This window comes from Hungatella sp. L36 (assembly GCF_014288035.1).
On record NZ_JACOPC010000006.1, the window covers coordinates 153,758 to 171,255 of the forward strand.

Here is a 17,498-nt window from a genome sequence, read left to right on the forward strand (position 1 = left end):
ACCTGCGTTACTTCCAGATACCTGCATCACTGCTGAACCCAAACTCCATGTTCGTCTACATAGCAGCCATCCGGAGTAAATGTGTTCCGGCACAGTTTTCCTCTCGTGCCATCCGCTTTTTCATTGAAATAGTACTGTTTCCCGTCAATCAGAACCCAGCCCGTCATCATACGGCCCATGGTATTATCAGACAACGGATTTAAGTAGTAGGTACTTCCTGAGCTGTCCGTATACCAACCGGTATCCATATATCCATCCATATCGGCCAAAAACCAGTCAAATGCTGACTGCTCGGCACTTAAGTCTGCATATGGATTAAAAGCAGCCACCCAGGTGTTCACATAATAGCTTCCATCTGCCCTGCCAAGTCTCCATCTGCCGTCCTCCATCGCTATCCAGATTACCTCTTCCACATAGCTGGGAACTCTGACGTTATTTATAATTTGAGTCTCACCGGTATAATTGGGGGGCAGACTTTCTTTGAGCCTGTCACTGGCAGAAACCGAACCTTTGGAACTGCCAGAACCGCCTGTGCCTCCGCCAGAACCACCGGTACCTCCGCCAGAACCACCGGTGCCGCCTGTATAAGTCCAATGGGCGTAAATGGTACTATCCTTCGTGAATACTGTATCCGTTGTCACCTCAGCGCCGCCGTTTTCCTCCGAAAACCATCCGTCAAACCGATAATTTCCGCTGCGAGTCGGGATTGGCAGGCTTTTCAGTTTTCCGTCCCTGCCCGTTGTCCCTGCGGCGGGCGTCACACTGCCGCCATTGGCGTGGAAGGTAATCTTGTAGTAAACTGCCGCGGCTTTGACCGTAATTTCCAGTACAGCCGTTCTTGTTATGCCGCCTTCTGTATAGGTAACCGTCACGCTGCTATCATTCACGGTCAATGCGCCGGACGGTGTTACCGTATATCCTGTTACCGGTATCTTCGAACCGTCTTTATAGTTCGCTGTCACCGTCATACCGGTACTGTCAAAGCTTTCTCCTTCCGTATAAACGGTTTTCGCCGGCCCAGCTGTCACGGCTATGGAATCTAATACAATGCCGCCCGTATCACTCCAATGGGCGTAAATAGTACTGTCCTCCTTAAATACCGTATCCGTTGTTACCTGGGTGCCGCCATTTTCCGCCGAAAACCAGCCATCAAACCGGTAATTGCCGCTGCGGGTCGGGATGGGCAGGCTTTTCAGTTTTCCGTCCATGCCCGTTGTCCCTGCGGCGGGCGTCACGTTGCCGCCATTGGCATGGAAGGTAATCTTATAGTAAACTGCCGCGGCATTGACCGTAATTTTCTGTACAGCCGTTTTCGTTATGCCGCCCTCTGTATAGGTAACCGTCACGCTTCTATCGTTCACGGTCAATGCACCAGACGGTGTTACCGTATATCCTGTCACTGGCTTCTTCGAACCGTCTTTATAGTTCGCAGTCACCGTCATACCGGTGCTGTCAAAGCTTTCACCTTCCGTATAAACGGTTTTCGCCGGCCCAGTTGTCACGGCTATGGAATCTAATATAATGCCGCCCGTATCACTCCAATGGGCGTAAATAGTACTGTCCTTCTTAAATACCGTATCCGTTGTTACCTGGGTACCGCCGTTTTCCGCCGAAAACCAGCCGTCAAACCGGTAATTGCCGCTGCGGGTCGGGATTGGCAGGCTTTTCAGTTTTCCGTCCCTGCCCGTTGTCCCTGCGGCGGGCGTCACGCTGCCGCCATTGGCATGGAAGGTAATCTTATAGTAAACTGCCGCGGCATTGACCGTAATTTCCTGTACAGCCGTTTTCGTTATGCCGCCTTCTGTATAGGTAACCGTCACGCTTCTATCGTTCACGGTCAATGCGCCGGACGGTGTTACCGTATATCCTGTCACTGGTTTCTTCGTACCGTCTGAATAGTTCGCAGTCACCGTCATACCAGCGCTGTCAAAGCTTTCGCCTTCCGTATAAACGGTTTTTGCCGGCCCGTTTGTCACGGCTATGGCCGCTAATCTTTTTACCTCAGTCCCGACGGTTACTCCCGGCACCTCGATAAAGCCTTTATTCGTTCCACCCGCCTCATAAGCAATGCCGTCCTTTCCGCCTTGCTGGCTCCACTTTGCCGTAACAGATTCGGGAGATACGATTAAATCATCGGCAGTGCCATTCACATATTCCACCTTGCTGCCCGTCCATGTAATTACAGCGGCATTTCCGCCCACAGTTGGGATCACACTCGGGTTCATTATTTGCCCGACGGTGCTGCCCAGTTCAGCGGGATCCTGACCAAAGATTACACTGCTGCCATCGATCCTGATAACCGCCGTATCCGCATTCTGTATAAAAATAGAAGCAATTGCATAGCCCCCGGAATTTATTACTTTGCCGCCTGTAATAATCACGCTGCTGTCTAAGTTATATATACCAAAGCTGTCATCGCCGCTGCCGCCCGAAACAGTACCGCCCGATATTTCAATGCGGCCATTCTCACAGTGGATTCCACTGTTTATACCGGGGCCGCCTGTAACAGTGCCTCCCTTTATTATAACCGTACCTAAATTATTTGACAAACCGTAGCTGCCGCTCCCGTCCCCGCCACTTATGACGCCGCCGGATACCGTGATACGGTTATCGGTATTATTTCTTATACCATAACTCCGATCCTTTCCACTGTCTCCGGCGGTAATACTTCCTCCAGATACAACAATGTCAGTATCGTCGTCGCCATTGTAAATAGCAGCGCTTTCAACCTCGGTGCTGAGAGAAGTAATCGCCCCGCCAGCCATATGAAACACCGTGTTTGGATCGGCCGTATCCCTAATGTGTACCACATACTTGGCGCTGCTTTCCAGAACTGCCTTCCACTCCACGGTCACATCCTCCGGAATAGCAATTGTAAGCGATTTATCCGAGACAGCTTGCCCAGTCACGATTACCTTATCTCCATCTGCTCTGGCTTCAATGCCGTTGCCGCCCGCCCATGAGTTGATATCGGCCGCCAGTTCTTCCGCCCCGGTCATGGTTTTGGGACGCATTTGAAACAGCTCTGACGGTGACGCCACAGACGTACCTCCATCAGATATAACCTCTTCATAACAGTTTTCGTCATGCTCATGACGACAGACCAGCTTTTTAGAATCGCTGCCGGTTGCAGTTGGATCTTCTTCATAGCAGCTGTCATCATGTTCATGGCGACAGCTCAAGGCGGTTTCCGCATTCGCTGTAAAAGCTGTCATCGGTAATGCGGCGAATACCATCGCGGCCGTCAGCACAATAGAACAGAGTCTTCGGCGCCCCTTCCTATTACTTTGCATGATTGTTTCCCTCTTTCTATGTTTTTATAAATTGGTTAGGCTGCAATATCACACCGCTAACTGCTCCTGATTATACTTTATTTATCAAAAACACAGAATGGCCTATGCAAAATCATACCATAGAAAGCAAAAAAAGCCCATGTACCCTGTCTGTCATGGTTCCGGTATCAAAACAGTCGCTTTCACATAATCTTCTTCCGTCTTGATACCAAAAACTCCATCATACCGTTCGGCAATATCATAAATGGCTGCCAATCCATAACCATGTTTTCCCCCGTCTGGTTTTGAAGTCACGATCCGCCCCTCTTCCCAGCGCGGCCGCTCGACGTAAGGATTTTTTACAGTAATCACAAACTGTCGTTCTTCCTGGACGATCCAAACCTGGATATTTTTGTCTGATTCGCATTTTTCCGTTGCTTCTATGGCATTATCCAACAGATTTCCCAACAATATAATAATCTCATCTTCCTTTAGCCTCATCTCCCTTAAATCACTGCACATAAAATTTACGTTGATCCCTCTGTTCAATGCCTCCTGTCTCTTCATGTTCAAAATAGCGTCCGCAATCGGATGATTGGTGTAAATGCGGTCCAGTTCTTTTGCTATCCCACCTGTCAGGCCCTGGATATATTGAAACGACTGGGATACCAGTCCCTGCTCCAGCATATGGCTGATCGCCAGAAGCTGATTCTTATATTCATGGAGACGTTTTCCCTGTTTAATATACAACTCCTGTTTATTTTGATAGATTTCAAGCTGCATCTTTGTTTGCCGGGCCGCATCCCTCAAACTGTTTTTTTCCAGTTCCGTTTTTGCTGCCAGCAGCATATAAAAAAACAGAAAAATATTGAGTCCTATCATCCCGGCCATTAAAACCATTACCTCCACAGGCACGGACTGCGTCCGAATCAGGAACTCTGCCGCGAACATCCCTACCCCCACAATGATTACGAAGGACGGAAATAACGCCCGTATTTCCTCCGAGCGTATGGTCGCTTCCCCGCCTCTTCTCCAGAGCCAGCGTATTAAAAAACCGCTCCCCAGTTCTGTACATTTCGTTACCATACACATGATATAAAGCATCCCTATATTTTCCGAAGCTCCAAAAATATAGTAATACCCGGATACACAAATAAAATCAATGCTGATAATCACAGAGTAATTAATTACATAGACAGAGAATGCCTCTCCTAATGTGGTATGGTAAAAAAGTAAAAGATAGGCATATACAGGCAGAAAAAAAAGAAATATTTTGATCATCACTACATCCCGCAGCAGCAGCACAAGGACTGACTCAAGCATCGTCAAAAGGAGCAGACCAAAGACTCGTTTTAATCTGCTTTTCGATATCTTCTTTATCAAAAAGGCATCAGCCAGAGTATCCAGGAGAAGTATTTCCATAAACACCCACAGTGGTGCCAGGATAAAATTGATCATAGATGGTCTCCTTTATAAAGAGCATATTCCCTCTTTACAGACTGATATCTGTTTTTCGGAATAAACAGGGTAATATCTTGCCGTAGTTCCAAGCGGTAACTGATGATGTTGACAATATATTTCATATTCACCATATAGCTCTGATGAACCCGCAGAAAACCATGCTCATGAAGCAGACTCTCCATCTCCGTCAGTTTCCGGTTCATAGTTCCAATCACATGTTTGTCGCTGGCTGCCAGAAACAGGAGTTTATGTCCTTTGCTCTCCACAAGGCAGATCTCATCCGCTTTCAGATACCGCTTTTGGTCGGTAAACTCCAGACAGATTTCATCCGTATCGATATGAAATTTCTTTAGCACCGCTTCCATACACTCCACAAAACTTACGTCCAGGGAATCCTTTACCAGATATCGGAACGCCCCGACTTTATAGCCGTCCAGCACATAATCCATATAACCCGTCACAAAAACAATACAAATTCTCTGATTGATAGTTCTAAGATGCCAGGCTGCCTCCATTCCGCTGACCTTATGCATGCTGATATCCAGAAACGCTATATCAAACCGTTCATCTTCACCGAGTTTAAGCAGTTCTTCCCCTGAGCCGAATACCGCAGCTTGAAATGGTATCGTTCTCGCGTTTAAATAGATGGAAATTTTATTGATCAATTTGTCTAAAAAAGGCTTCTCATCATCGCATATTAAAATATTCAGCATACTTTTCTCCATGTTTTGAAGTTTAATTCCACCATCTATCTTACCATAAAGCGCCTTCCCTGTCATGCCATAGTTAAACCCTCTGAAAAAGGGGGACTCTATTAGTTCATGAACTAATCAGCCCCCCTTGATTACTATTTTGTATGATATTATTGTACCCAGACTCCATTATAATCCACATATCTTCCATCCGGAGTCCAGCGTCCCGCGTACATCACGCCGCTTCCGTCCATATAGTACCAGGCTCCGTTAATATACTGCCAGCCCGTCATCATGGCTCCGCTTCCATCCAGATAATACCAGTCGCCGTTGATTCTCTGCCATCCGACCTGCATCACGCCGCTGGAATTCATGTAGTACCAGCGTCCGTTCACATACTGCCAGTCCGTCGTTCTCACGCCGCTTCCGTCCAGGTAGTACCATGCCCCGTCGATCTGCTGCCATCCGGTGCGCATCTTGCCGTCAGGTCCCAGATAGTAGTTATTGCCGTCGATCCGTCTCCATCCTGTCGTCATATATCCGTCACCGTCGAAATAATACCATGCGTTGTCTATCAGCTTCCAGCAGCTTCTTGGATATCCGCCGCCTGAATATGCGTACCACCAGCCTCTGGCGTTCTGCTGCCATGCTCCGTTTCCGCCGTAGTACCAGACCTCATCCTCGTCAATGTAGTAATCCTCCGAATAGTCGGACCACTCGCCTGCTCTGGAATTATAGCTTGCAATGGCGCGGACACGGAAGGTGTAGGAACCCTCACGGTCCATATTGTTTGCGAAATTATAGCTGCTGTCTGTTGTCTTGACGGTCACTACCGATTTCTCGTCGCGGTAAAGACGGACCTCGTATTCCTTCGAGCCTTCCAGCGGATCCCAGTAAGCCACGTTTCCACCCCACTCCAGGTTCTGAACGCTGCTTAAGGTTCCGCCGATTCTCTTTAAATATACCTCCAGTTCCATCTGTGTCCCGTCGTCGTAGATTCTGGCCTTCTTATAGACGGCGCTGCATCCGTTTAACGTAAATCTGCTCTTCGATGTGGAGCTGAAACGGTATCCGCTCTTCGCCGTCAGTTCTACATGAACCAGCGGCCGGTCGCCAACCACCCAGACGTCGCCTTCGTTTGAATACTCCGCGTATTCAACGGTAAATGGCTGTCCATCCGACGCCTTCACGTGAATTCGGCCGATCTCATTGCCGGACTTCGGTTCCTCCCCCGAGTACGAGAAGTCCAGCTTCACCGAATCAATCTTCGTATCTGCGGCCCATGCCGGCATGGCCAGCGCCATGATCAGGACCAGTGTCATAATAAACCCTAACCGCTTTCCTTTCATATCAAATCCTCCTCATAAAAATGCACCAGTTATTTTCTATCTTCATTATAGTAAAACAACCAATATCTTTCAATTTCTTTATCATTACGATATATTACATTTTTATGACAGACTTTTCCAGTTATTTTTTTAAATATGTAACCATTTTGTCATTTTATGACTTTTCAGCGGTTTTTTTGTAACTTTAATCTGTTTTTTCAGTCTCTAGTCCCTGTCCCAGTCCTCATTAACCGGACAGCCCTTCCGGTAAGACAGACGGTCTTCCTCCGTAATCTCCCGCACCACTCTGCACGGCGTCCCGAAGGCCACCGAATGGGAAGGAATATCGTGGGTTACCACACTGCCGGCTCCGATCACCACATCGTTTCCGATCGTCACCCCCGGCAGAATAATCGTATTCGATCCGACCCATACATCGTCCCCGATGTGGATAGGCAGGGAAAACTGAGCGCCCTTGCGGCGGTACTCTCCCCAGACAGGATGTCCCGTGACCGTAAGCGTCACATTCGGTCCAAACATCACGTAGTTGCCGATAAATACTTCACAGTCATCGACGACACACATATTAAAATTGGAATAAAAGTGATGACCGATATGCGTATTGCATCCGTACGAAAAAAAGGCGGGGGATTCAATCCAGATTTCCTCTCCTGCTTCCGCCAGGAGTTCGTCTAAAATCCTCCGTTTTTCCTTTCCATTCGACGGTCTTGTCTGATTATAATCATAGACCAGCTCCTTACAATGCACGCGCTGGTTTTGGATCTTCTGCTCATATGCCTTGTTCTCTTCCAACTCGTGGCCGAATTCGCAGTATAAGCGGCCACTCTTCATCTTGCCTTCCAATGACATGGTTTTGTACCTCCGGTAGCTTTTTTCTTTTATTCTATCACAGTCGTGTATGGTTGTAAAACGCAAAACAATTTCATGTCCGGTTCTGCTCTTTCTTTTAATTTTACCCCATGACCAGCGTAAGCAGCCGGTCCAGGCCGCAGACCTTCTCCTCACGGAACAGATTCTCCAGGCGTTCCAGGTTTAGATCAGAGTGTTCCACCTCTCTTGAATAGCGGCGCGCGGCCTCAAAAAACACGTTCTTATCCAGTACGCCGCCCTGCTCTTTCCACAGGGCCTGCGCCGTCTCACGGATCAGGAGCGTACTCACCACGGCCAGCTTCATCTTCTCATAAGGGCGTTCATCGTATTCCGCACCACAGAACCAGGTAAACACAAAGTAGACCATCAGCTGCTCAGACCACCGCTCCCATGTCTCACGCCGCTTCTCCGATACCTCTAAGAATTCATAAAATTCCTGTCTCTGCTCCTCATACGCACTTTCCCCTGCGCCGTACAGAACCTTCCTGATCCGCCCGATATAATCCGGCCAGCCGGCGTTTAACACCTCCAGCTCGTCAAAGAAACCGAACAGTTCTTTCATCCCGTCAAAACGGCTCTCCCCGTCAATCTGATACGCCAAAAGCCTGGAGGCCAGCTTCCCGACAGCCCCCTTCCTTCCGTAACGCTCCAGCAGGGAATCCGTCTCATACAGACGGTCATTCACGATTCTGCGCTGTAAGTCATGAGCCAGCCCCAGTACGATTCCCGTGCGCAGGTTCCAGTCCAGCTCCCGGTTCTGCAGCGTGGAAATGATGAAATCTCTGCAGTCCATGAGCTTCGTATAAAGAAAGAAATCAAAATAAGGGTAAGTCTCCTCCTTCTCTGTCTCTTTACTCAGGAACCGCACCGGCTCCTCGCAGTCCAGAATCAGCTTTGCAGCCTCCGGGCACGACAGCGACAGAGAGATCTCCCTCACCCCCTCAAACTCCTCGATATGCCTGGGATACGCCCGGCACGTCCGGCAGAGCATGGAAGGCCCCGCCTCCGAATAGATGTCGCAGAGATTATTTTCATCTAGAAATGCACAGCGCCCGTCATACTGGCGGAACGCAGAATTCTCCCAGTCAATGGAATTCTTCAGCCGGCTGCCGAAGGGATCTCTTCTTTTCCTGTATTTTTTTAACGATGCGTCATCGATCATAATCTGCCAGCCGGCGCAGCACGTATCCGGACATTCGCCCGCCACGCACTGAAACCGGCTGTAATAATGTGGTACTGTTATCTTCATTTCTCTTATCTCCTGTCACCTGATTATTCAGAACCCCCACCAGGTGCTCATAGTATAACTCATGAAAGGCTTTTTGTCACGGCCAGAATCATGAACAGGACGCCGCTGATCCAGGAGAGGTCGCATTTGCAGCGGGAAGCCAGCTTTCTTCCTAAAAAAAGGCCCGCATACATCATCACGATTCCCATGATGAGCGCCGTCCCCATCGTCAGTCCCACCGGTATTTCCAGAAATGCGGAGAGTGCCCCCGCGATCAGGCTGTCGATCGACATGGCGAAGGACAGAAACAGAACCTCCTTCCATGACAGCGACTGGGAATGGTCCCAGTCCGCCGCCATGGGATCTCCGTAGATATTGACAATGATACGAAGGCCGGAGAAAGAAAATGTGATTCCCTTATGCAGGCTTACATGCCTGTTAATGTATTTCTTAATGGTATAATCGAGAAGCTTTACCACGCCGAGAAGGAAAAGGCTGATAAAACACACCGTCCGGGTCATGCTCTCCGGAACCAGACCGTCCAGTACACTTCCCGCCACCAGCGCAATCCCCAGACAACCGCTGCAGATTGCATTCATGACAACGATTTTTTCCCATGTAATATGCACTTTATTTGCGCCATAGGCCATGCTGGCCACAAAGGTGTCCATGCAGAGGGCCAGGACTAAAACCAGGATATGAAACATAGTCATCTGTCTTTGCTTTTTCTAGTAATATATTCCGCTTAACCGGTTTTGGAAACCCTTCCTGCGTTTCTCTCCTTCCAAAAGCCATAGATTACGTAAATAAGTGTATAACAGGCCATAAATCCGGACACCAGCGGGGCGATGGTTCCGATGCGGAACAGATTATCCGGCCAGCGGCTGTAGACCAGCCAGATCAGAGGCATACGCAGAGCCAGGGCTCCGAAGCAGCAGCTGATCATGGTGAAAATGGTCTTCGACCTGCCATTTAAATAGCCATTTAAACAGAACACGAAGCTGACTGCCAAATAGTCATAGCTGCACGATGTGAAAAACGGAATCCCCGCCGCTATGATATCCTGGTTATCTGAGAAAATCCCGATCATGGTCTGCGGAGACACCTGAGCCCACAGCCAGAACACTGCGGAAGCCGCCACCGCAAAGGCAAGCCCTGCCGCAAGGGAACGCTTTGCCCGCTCCGGCTTACCCGCCCCGTAATTCTGAGCGGTGATGGCCGCCAGCGCGTTGGCGATGGAGGTGGCCGGCAGCATGGCAAACACATCATACTTGCTTGCCACGCCCACGGCCGCCGCCGCATAGACGCCCAGCCGGTTCGTCACACTGGTCAGATAGAGGAAGGAGAGCCGCACCATGCATTCCTGCAGGGAGATGGGAATCCCCACCTTTGCCAGCTCCAGCGCCTTGTCCCGGTCGATTTTCAGATTGGCAAACCGGAAGGTAAAGATAAACTGATTCCGGTTTAAGTACCAGATCGCACAGATCATGCTGACCGCCTGGGATCCGATGGTGGCAATGGCGACTCCCGCCACCCCCATGCCGAGGATGCCCGTGAGTACCACGTCGCCCACGATGTTTAACACGCAGGCCAGGGCGATAAACATCATGGGCCGTTTGGAGTCCCCATATCCCCGCAGGATCGCGCTGATGGCGTTATAGCCGCAGATAAAGAGGATTCCGCAGCTGCATATGATCACATACAGCTTTGCCAGTTCAAACGACTCCTCAGGCGTTTTCAACAGCCTTAAGATAGCCGGAGTAAAAAAGAGCATCAGTACCGTCAGTACGACCGCCGCCGCCCCGAATATGGACAGCGTCGTCCCGATGGTCTTCTTCACCTCTTCCTTCGCATTCATCCCCGTATACTTTCCCACCATGATGGTTCCGCCGAGCGTAAGTCCCGTAATCATGCTGGTGATGATCTGTGTCACCTGCGTTCCCGTGGAAACCGCGGCGACGCTCTCCGGCGTACAGTATTTGCCGATCACAAGCAGATCCACGGCCCCATACAGCGCCTGAATCACATTTGCAATCACAAACGGAATCGAAAATTCCAGCAAAACCCGGAACACATTTCCTTCCGTCAGATTATTCTTCTGTTTCATCTTCCAGTTCCTCCCAGTCTCTGTAACATTAACAATGCTCTATTCTATTACATAAAATAGACCTTCCAGTAACTGGAAGGTCAAGTGATTTCTAAAAATTATTTAATTTTTCCAATTCTGGGATAGTAACGGAAGAGAACCTTTGCCAGTATCTTCTTCTCCGGCACATAGGGATCCGGCCAGTATCTCGCGTCTGCGGAGTAATTCCGGTTGTCTCCCAGCATCAGGTAACAGTCCTCCGGCACTTCAAAATGATAATCGTCGGACTCCATCGCCTCCCGCAAATACGGCTCGTCCTGCAGGGTTCCGTCAATGTACAGCTGATTGTCCCTGATCTCCACCGTCTCTCCGGGCAGACCGATGACCCGCTTCACCAGGCGTGTTTCCTCGTTGCCGGGTCCTGTCTCATGATCGAAAATAACGATATCTCCCCGCTCAGGATCTCCGCCGAGCTTATAGGCCAGCCTGGAACCGATAATCCGGTCTCCTGTCATGATCGTCGTTTCCATGGAACCGGAGGGCACCGTGCTGTTCGCTATAATGAAGGTGTTGAGGAAGAACGCGATCGCCGCAGCTGCAATGATGATCTTCACCCATTCAAATATTTCTTTTTTCAGATCAAACGGCTCTTCCTGTTCCTGTAACTTTTCTTTTTTCTCTCTCATGTCTGCACATTTCCTTTGCTGTTCTGTTTTCTTTTCCTATTCTACCACAAAATTTACCTTTCGTTCAGCCTTTTCACATAAAATTAACATTTATTTTTGGCAAACCTCCTGAGAATCCCCTTTTTGGTAGAATAAAGAGTCCGGCAAGACGGACTCTCGCGCCGGAGCGCAGTCACTTCAGCGGCCCAGGACGAACTTTCCTATGAAATAGTAAAACAGCCGGAACGGTCACCCGCCCGGCTGTCTCTCTATCGTAATTACTTACACAGTTTCTTGAATTCGTCAGCTACGAACTGTACCTGAGGACCAACAATAACCTGTACGCTGGTCTTACCTGGTCTGATTACGCCTGCAACACCTGCAGATTTAATCTTCTTCTCGCTAACCTTTGTGTAGTCCTTGATTTCCAGTCTTAATCTGGTAATGCAGTTATCTACACTTGTTACGTTCTCTTTGCCGCCAAGACCTTCCAGAATGATTGTAGCGATCTGGGTAAAATCATTGTTGGCTAATGTAACTTTTGACTCATCCATGTCAAGCTCATCATCATCTTCACGGCCAGGAGTCTTAAAGTTGAATTTAACGATGGCAAAACGGAATACCACATAGTAAATCAAACCGTAAACTAAACCTAACGGAAGCATAAACAATGGATTCTCAGCCATTGGAGCCTTCATGCTCAGTAACCAGTCAACGAAACCTGCGCTGAACCAGAAACCGGAACGGACTGGAAGTAAAGCTGTGACTGCCAGTGAAATACCTGTTAATACAGCATGGATTAAGTATAATCCTGGTGCAAGGAACATGAATGCGAATTCCAGAGGTTCTGTAACACCTGTAAAGAAGGAACAAAGTGCTGCTGCGAATAATAAACCATAAGCATTTTTCTTCTTACCCGGTTTTGCTGTCTGATACATGGCAAGAGCTGCAGCCGGTAAACCAAACATCATGACTGGGAAGAAACCAGACATGTACATACCTGTCTGTCCGTAAACCGCACCATCGACGGTTCCCCAGAACTTGAACAGATCGTTAATTCCAGCAACGTCAAACCAGAATACGGAATTCAGCGCATGATGTAAACCAAGCGGAATCAGCAGTCTGTTGAAGAAGCCGTAAATACCAGCGCCGATCGGGCCTAAACCGATGATCGACTCGCCAAAAGCTACGAGTGCGGAATAAACAATTGGCCAGATAAAGAACAGAATCAGAGAAGCAACGATCGATACCAAAGCCGTTACAATTGCAACACTGCGTTTACCGCTGAAGAATGCAAGTGCATCCGGAAGCTTCGTGTTCTTGAAGCGATTATAGCAGGTAGCGCCAATCAAACCACTTAAGATACCGATAGCCTGATTGTTGATTTTGGAGAATGCTGCATTTACTTCTGATACATCAATTCCCTTTAAGGAACCTACTACTGCAGGTGAAAGAATCTGCTGAATCATCAGCCATGATACAATACCGGCTAAAGCCGCTGTACCATCGTTGTCATCAGCCATACCGATTGCAACACCGATTGCGAACAGAATCGCCATGTTGTCAATCAGCGCACCGCCTGCCTTCACAAGGAAGAACGAAAGCGCGCTTGGTGTACCGAGTCCCGACATTACATTCGGGTCAATCCAGTAACCGATACCCATCAGGATACCAGCTGCAGGTAAACACGCTACGGGGAGCATCAATGATTTACCAAGTCTTTGCAAATACTTCATCATAATAAAGAAACCCCTTTCTTTTTTGTCCTAACGGACATTATTTATCTGATCCTGTGCCCATCACAGGTTCAAATCATATCTGGTCCAGCACCTCTAAAAGCGCTTTCTCCGCCTCTTCCTCATCGGTTCCCTCGAACCGGAACCGAAGCATCTCTCCTTCTCTGATCTCGAGACTCATCAGAGCCAGAAGATTCTTTCCATCCACCGTTTCCCCTTCCGCGGCAACGTCAATCCGGCATTCGTATTCTCTCGCCTTCATGAACAGCCGTGAAGCCGGCCTTGCGTGAAAGCCCATAGGGTCTTTCACTTCATATAAGAACTCCCTCATAGATCTCCAGCCCTATAATTCGATAATCGGATCCAGTTCCTTAACCTGCATGCCGGTATGGCATACCATATCCGGATAATTCGGCGTGTTGCATACGATAATTGGTGTGATCACATCGTAGCCAGCTTCCTTGATCGCGTCGATGTCAAACTCCACAAGGAGCTCTCCCGCCTTGACATGCTCGCCCTGCTTCTTATAGGAGGTATAGTGCTCTCCCTTTAAATTTACGGTATCAAGGCCCACATGGACGATGATCTCAGCGCCTCCGTCAGTCGTTACGCTGACTGCGTGCTTTGTCTCAAACATAACGGTCAGAACACCGCTGGCCGGAGCCACGATTCTTCCCTTTTCCGGAATGATGGCAACACCCTTTCCGAGTATTTCCTGACTGAAGGTCGGGTCGCTGACCTCGCTTAACGGTACCGCCTTTCCTTCTACCGGCGCAAGGATCTTTTCTCTCTCCTTCTCGCCTCCTGAAAACATCTTTTTCAATGAACTAAACATGCTTCCTCAATCTCCTTTCTTCTCCTTAAATTCTTATTCTCTTAATATGGACAGCCAGATATGCCGTTTCTTCCTCGGTCACATCATGGTGGTAGGTCACCTGGATATAATCCTTCAGCTTCAGACTGCACGCGTATTCTTCCGGATACATCTGACTGATCAGCTGGTTGAATTCCGGATTCTCGCTGTTTAGCATCTCTCCTCCGATAATCCGCTGAGCCAGGAAACGAAGATGCGTGACAAAACGCTGGTAATTCAGCGAAGTTTCATCTAAATCCATGGAAAAATATTCTTTCACGATTTTTACAACATTCTGAATTAAGGTTGTAATATCAATCGTGTCCCGCATGGCTGTATTATATTCCGCATTTACTATATGAAGTGCGATAAATCCCGCCTCGTCCACCGGAAGTGTAATTCCAATCCTTCGCTCAATCAGGGCCACGGCGTACTCGCCGATTAAGTACTCTTCCTTGTAGAACGTCTTGATCTCGTTTAACAGCGGATTGGTAAACATCATCTTCTCTTTAAATCGTTCGATGGCAAAATTAATATGATCTGTCAGTGTAATATAGATGCTTTGGTTCAAACGCCGGTTCAACACGCTTTTCGCATAATTGATGATCTCCGTGGATGCCTGAATGTGCTCCAGAGGCAGATTCGCCAACAGCTCTTTAAACTTATCCGTGCTGTTCTGGCTGTCTAACCGGAAGACCTTCTCGATCTTTCCCTCCGGAATCTCTTTTCCGGGCTTCATTCCAAATCCCAGTCCCCGGCCCATGATAACGACTTCTTTTCCATCCGCTTCTATGGCACTGACAATGTTATTGTTGATAATCTTGTCAATTTTCATACTTCACCTACAAATAAAAAAACCAATTTTGCCAGCGAAAATAAAATTATATTTTCATTGATCAAAATTGGTTTTGCCTGCTTACCAGTAACAATCCATCTCGTATTAACTTAATTCATACTATACCAGAACTCTAGGAAAAAGTCAACAAATTATTTAGACATTTTTTATACTTATTTAATAATTCCTGATTTTTTATTGTTTTTCTCGAATTCCATACGTAATTTTTCAATGGATTTCTTCTCGATCCGGCTGACATAGGATCTGGATATTCCTAACATATCAGCGATCTCCCGCTGGGTGTGCTCCTTTCCTCCGTATAGTCCGTACCGCATGCCGATCACCTTTTTTTCCGTGTCTCTGAGACAGTGGTCAAACGCATCGTACAGTTCCTTGATGTCCTGGCTCAGGATGATGGTCTCCAGAGCCTCCTTGTTCTCCATCTCTATGACATCCACCAGGCTGACAGTCTCACCATCCTTGTCTACTCCGATGGGCTCAAATAAAGACACCTCTTTTGAATATTTTTTATTAGCACGAAGGAGCATGAGGATTTCATTTTCCACACACTTCGCGGCGTAGGTGGCGAGTCTTGACCCCCTGTCCGTGTGAAACGTATTGACGGCCTTGATCAGACCGATGGTTCCGACAGACAGGAGGTCCTCCATATCATAATCCGTATTCTGATACTTCTTGGCCACATGCGCTACCAGACGCATATTCCGCTCGATGAGTGTGGCTCTCGCCTCCTGATCCCCTTCCTGGTATCGTTCCAGACACTCTCGTTCCTCTCGCGCAGTTAAAGGTTTGGGAAAAGTTTTCAAAGAAAGCCGCCTTAAAACTTACTTACTCTCATTTTATGCCGTCTTTCCTTTTAAAGTGCTTTTACAAAAAATATAGGCTTATACTTCTTTTTATTTTCCCCCGTTTTTACCTTTTTCGCGTCTCTTCCCACCTCATATAGCCGAAACAGATGACGATGGACACGAAGGAAGCCAGCGGCGCGGCAAGTCCCATGGGGAATAAGCTGTCCCCTGCGATCAGGCTGAAGCCGTAGGTCGCCGGAATCCGGACAAGAAAGGTAGCGATCATGCTGTGGATAAACGGGACCAGCGCGTTGCTCCTGCCGCTGAAATACGAGTTGATGCAGAACACGAAGCTGACCAGGATGCAGTCATAGGAGTACGACCGGAGGTACTGGGCCGCCGCCAGTATGACAGCCTCGTCCCTGGAGAATACCGCAGTGACCAGCGGCGCAAAAAACTGGACGAAAATACAGACTGCGATCCCAAAGATCAGGGAAAAGCCGATCCCGTACCAGAGCGCCCGCTTCGCCCGCTCCGGCTTCTTCGCCCCGATGTTCTGCGCAGTCACCGTGGTCACTGCCGATGCGATGGCGCTTGGAGGCAGCATGGCAAAGGAGATGATCTTCTCCACGACTCCCACGGCGGCGGACGCGGTCAGTCCCATGGTGTTGATGATCGTTGTGATAATCAGGAATGAGACGTTGACCAGCGCGTCCTGCAGGGCAAGCGGAAATCCTACCTTCAGGATAGCCGCGGCCGGTTTCCTGCGGAGTCTTAAGTGACGCCGTCCAAAGGGGAAGGAAAATCCTTTTTTATACATATATGCCAGAGCCGCCAGGAAGCTGACTGCCTGGGCGATAACCGTGGCGAAGGCCGCTCCGGCTGCGCCCATGCCCATCCAGCCGGTGAACAGGAAATCGCCGATGACATTGACGATGCAGGCCAGGCCGATGAAGATTACCGGAGTCCGTGAATCCCCGATCCCGCGGAAAATACCGCTGACGCCGTTATATCCGGTGATAAACGGAAGTCCGCAGGAACAGATGAAGATATAGCTGCGCGCCGCGTTGACCGCCTCCGGCGGGGTTTTCATCAGGGCTACAGCCCCATTAACGGCAATCAGCATCAGCGGGGTTAAGACAAGGGCCATCAGGCCGAATAAGACGGCGACGCAGCCCACAGCCTCCGCCGCGCCTTCCTCGTTCTTCTCTCCGATCTTCTGACCGATCAGTACGGTCCCGCCCATGGATATTCCCAGGATGATCCAGGTGACCGTCTGCATCACCTGGCTGCCGATCGCCACGGCAGATACGGACGCGGAAGTCGAAAACTGTCCCACGACAAATAAATCGACGGCTCCATATAACGCCTGCAGAAAGTTTGAGATGAGAAATGGAACGGCAAAGCGCAGAAGCGCCGGGGCCAGTTTTCCCTCTGTCAGTGTGTTTTGAGTGGTTGAATTCATATAAAGGTACCTCCTGAGCTTTCTTTACTACGTAAAAAAGCCGGATAAAATATCAGGATTTCCACCTGACATCTTATCCGGCATATAAAATTCAAACGATTTATATCCCTCCGATGAACCACTAATATTTTATCAAATATCTTCGGTTTGTCAATACTTTGCCTCGTTTTTTTGTCTTTT

Annotated in this window: 15 protein-coding genes; all 15 read right to left on the reverse strand. The window is 48.7% G+C overall.

Translation table 11 applies throughout. The features are described 5' to 3' along the window. Positions 1–26 precede the first annotated feature (26 nt). Positions 27–3,293 carry an InlB B-repeat-containing protein gene (locus H8S80_RS16325; RefSeq protein ID WP_117632609.1) on the reverse strand — a complete coding sequence of 1,089 codons (3,267 nt, stop codon included), beginning with the start codon at positions 3,291–3,293 and terminating at the stop codon, positions 27–29. Between the two features lie 153 nt (positions 3,294–3,446). Next, the gene (locus H8S80_RS16330; RefSeq protein ID WP_117632608.1) at positions 3,447–4,730 is read right to left on the reverse strand and encodes a sensor histidine kinase; all 1,284 of its coding nucleotides are present in this window, start codon (positions 4,728–4,730) and stop codon (positions 3,447–3,449) included. Beyond that, complete coding sequence (locus H8S80_RS16335) at positions 4,727–5,446, reverse strand: LytR/AlgR family response regulator transcription factor (protein WP_117632607.1); 720 nt, start codon at positions 5,444–5,446, stop codon at positions 4,727–4,729. The genes H8S80_RS16330 and H8S80_RS16335 overlap by 4 nt, the downstream gene beginning before the upstream one ends. A gap of 149 nt (positions 5,447–5,595) precedes the next feature. Next, on the reverse strand, positions 5,596–6,774 hold the full coding sequence (locus H8S80_RS16340) for a cell wall-binding repeat-containing protein (RefSeq protein WP_117632606.1): 1,179 nt from the start codon (positions 6,772–6,774) through the stop codon (positions 5,596–5,598). A 204-nt stretch (positions 6,775–6,978) separates the two neighbouring features. Then, entirely contained in the window at positions 6,979–7,623 is a 645-nt protein-coding gene (locus H8S80_RS16345) for a sugar O-acetyltransferase (RefSeq protein ID WP_002603882.1), read from the reverse strand. 103 nt (positions 7,624–7,726) lie between these two features. Next, positions 7,727–8,893: a flagellin lysine-N-methylase gene (fliB, locus tag H8S80_RS16350; protein ID WP_117632605.1), complete on the reverse strand. Its 1,167-nt coding sequence runs from the start codon at positions 8,891–8,893 to the stop codon at positions 7,727–7,729. A 59-nt stretch (positions 8,894–8,952) separates the two neighbouring features. Then, positions 8,953–9,579, reverse strand: coding sequence for a manganese efflux pump MntP (locus tag H8S80_RS16355; protein WP_002603880.1), 627 nt, complete (start codon positions 9,577–9,579; stop codon positions 8,953–8,955). Between the two features lie 38 nt (positions 9,580–9,617). Continuing rightward, the gene (locus H8S80_RS16360) at positions 9,618–10,979 is read right to left on the reverse strand and encodes an MATE family efflux transporter (protein ID WP_117632604.1); all 1,362 of its coding nucleotides are present in this window, start codon (positions 10,977–10,979) and stop codon (positions 9,618–9,620) included. Positions 10,980–11,077: 98 nt separating this feature from the next. Then, positions 11,078–11,644 (reverse strand): signal peptidase I, encoded by a 567-nt coding sequence (gene lepB, locus H8S80_RS16365; protein ID WP_117632603.1) that lies wholly within the window; start codon positions 11,642–11,644, stop codon positions 11,078–11,080. Between the two features lie 257 nt (positions 11,645–11,901). Beyond that, the gene (gene nagE, locus H8S80_RS16370) at positions 11,902–13,362 is read right to left on the reverse strand and encodes an N-acetylglucosamine-specific PTS transporter subunit IIBC (protein ID WP_002603877.1); all 1,461 of its coding nucleotides are present in this window, start codon (positions 13,360–13,362) and stop codon (positions 11,902–11,904) included. Between the two features lie 73 nt (positions 13,363–13,435). Further along, positions 13,436–13,690, reverse strand: a complete 255-nt coding sequence (locus tag H8S80_RS16375; RefSeq protein WP_002603876.1) for an HPr family phosphocarrier protein — start codon at positions 13,688–13,690, stop codon at positions 13,436–13,438. 12 nt (positions 13,691–13,702) lie between these two features. Next, positions 13,703–14,194: a PTS sugar transporter subunit IIA gene (locus H8S80_RS16380; protein ID WP_002603875.1), complete on the reverse strand. Its 492-nt coding sequence runs from the start codon at positions 14,192–14,194 to the stop codon at positions 13,703–13,705. A gap of 25 nt (positions 14,195–14,219) precedes the next feature. Next, positions 14,220–15,047 (reverse strand): BglG family transcription antiterminator LicT, encoded by an 828-nt coding sequence (gene licT, locus H8S80_RS16385; RefSeq protein WP_117632602.1) that lies wholly within the window; start codon positions 15,045–15,047, stop codon positions 14,220–14,222. Positions 15,048–15,220: 173 nt separating this feature from the next. Further along, positions 15,221–15,871, reverse strand: coding sequence for an RNA polymerase sporulation sigma factor SigK (sigK, locus tag H8S80_RS16390; RefSeq protein WP_002603873.1), 651 nt, complete (start codon positions 15,869–15,871; stop codon positions 15,221–15,223). Positions 15,872–15,977: 106 nt separating this feature from the next. Continuing rightward, the gene (locus H8S80_RS16395) at positions 15,978–17,318 is read right to left on the reverse strand and encodes an MATE family efflux transporter (protein ID WP_117632601.1); all 1,341 of its coding nucleotides are present in this window, start codon (positions 17,316–17,318) and stop codon (positions 15,978–15,980) included. Positions 17,319–17,498: the final 180 nt, after the last annotated feature.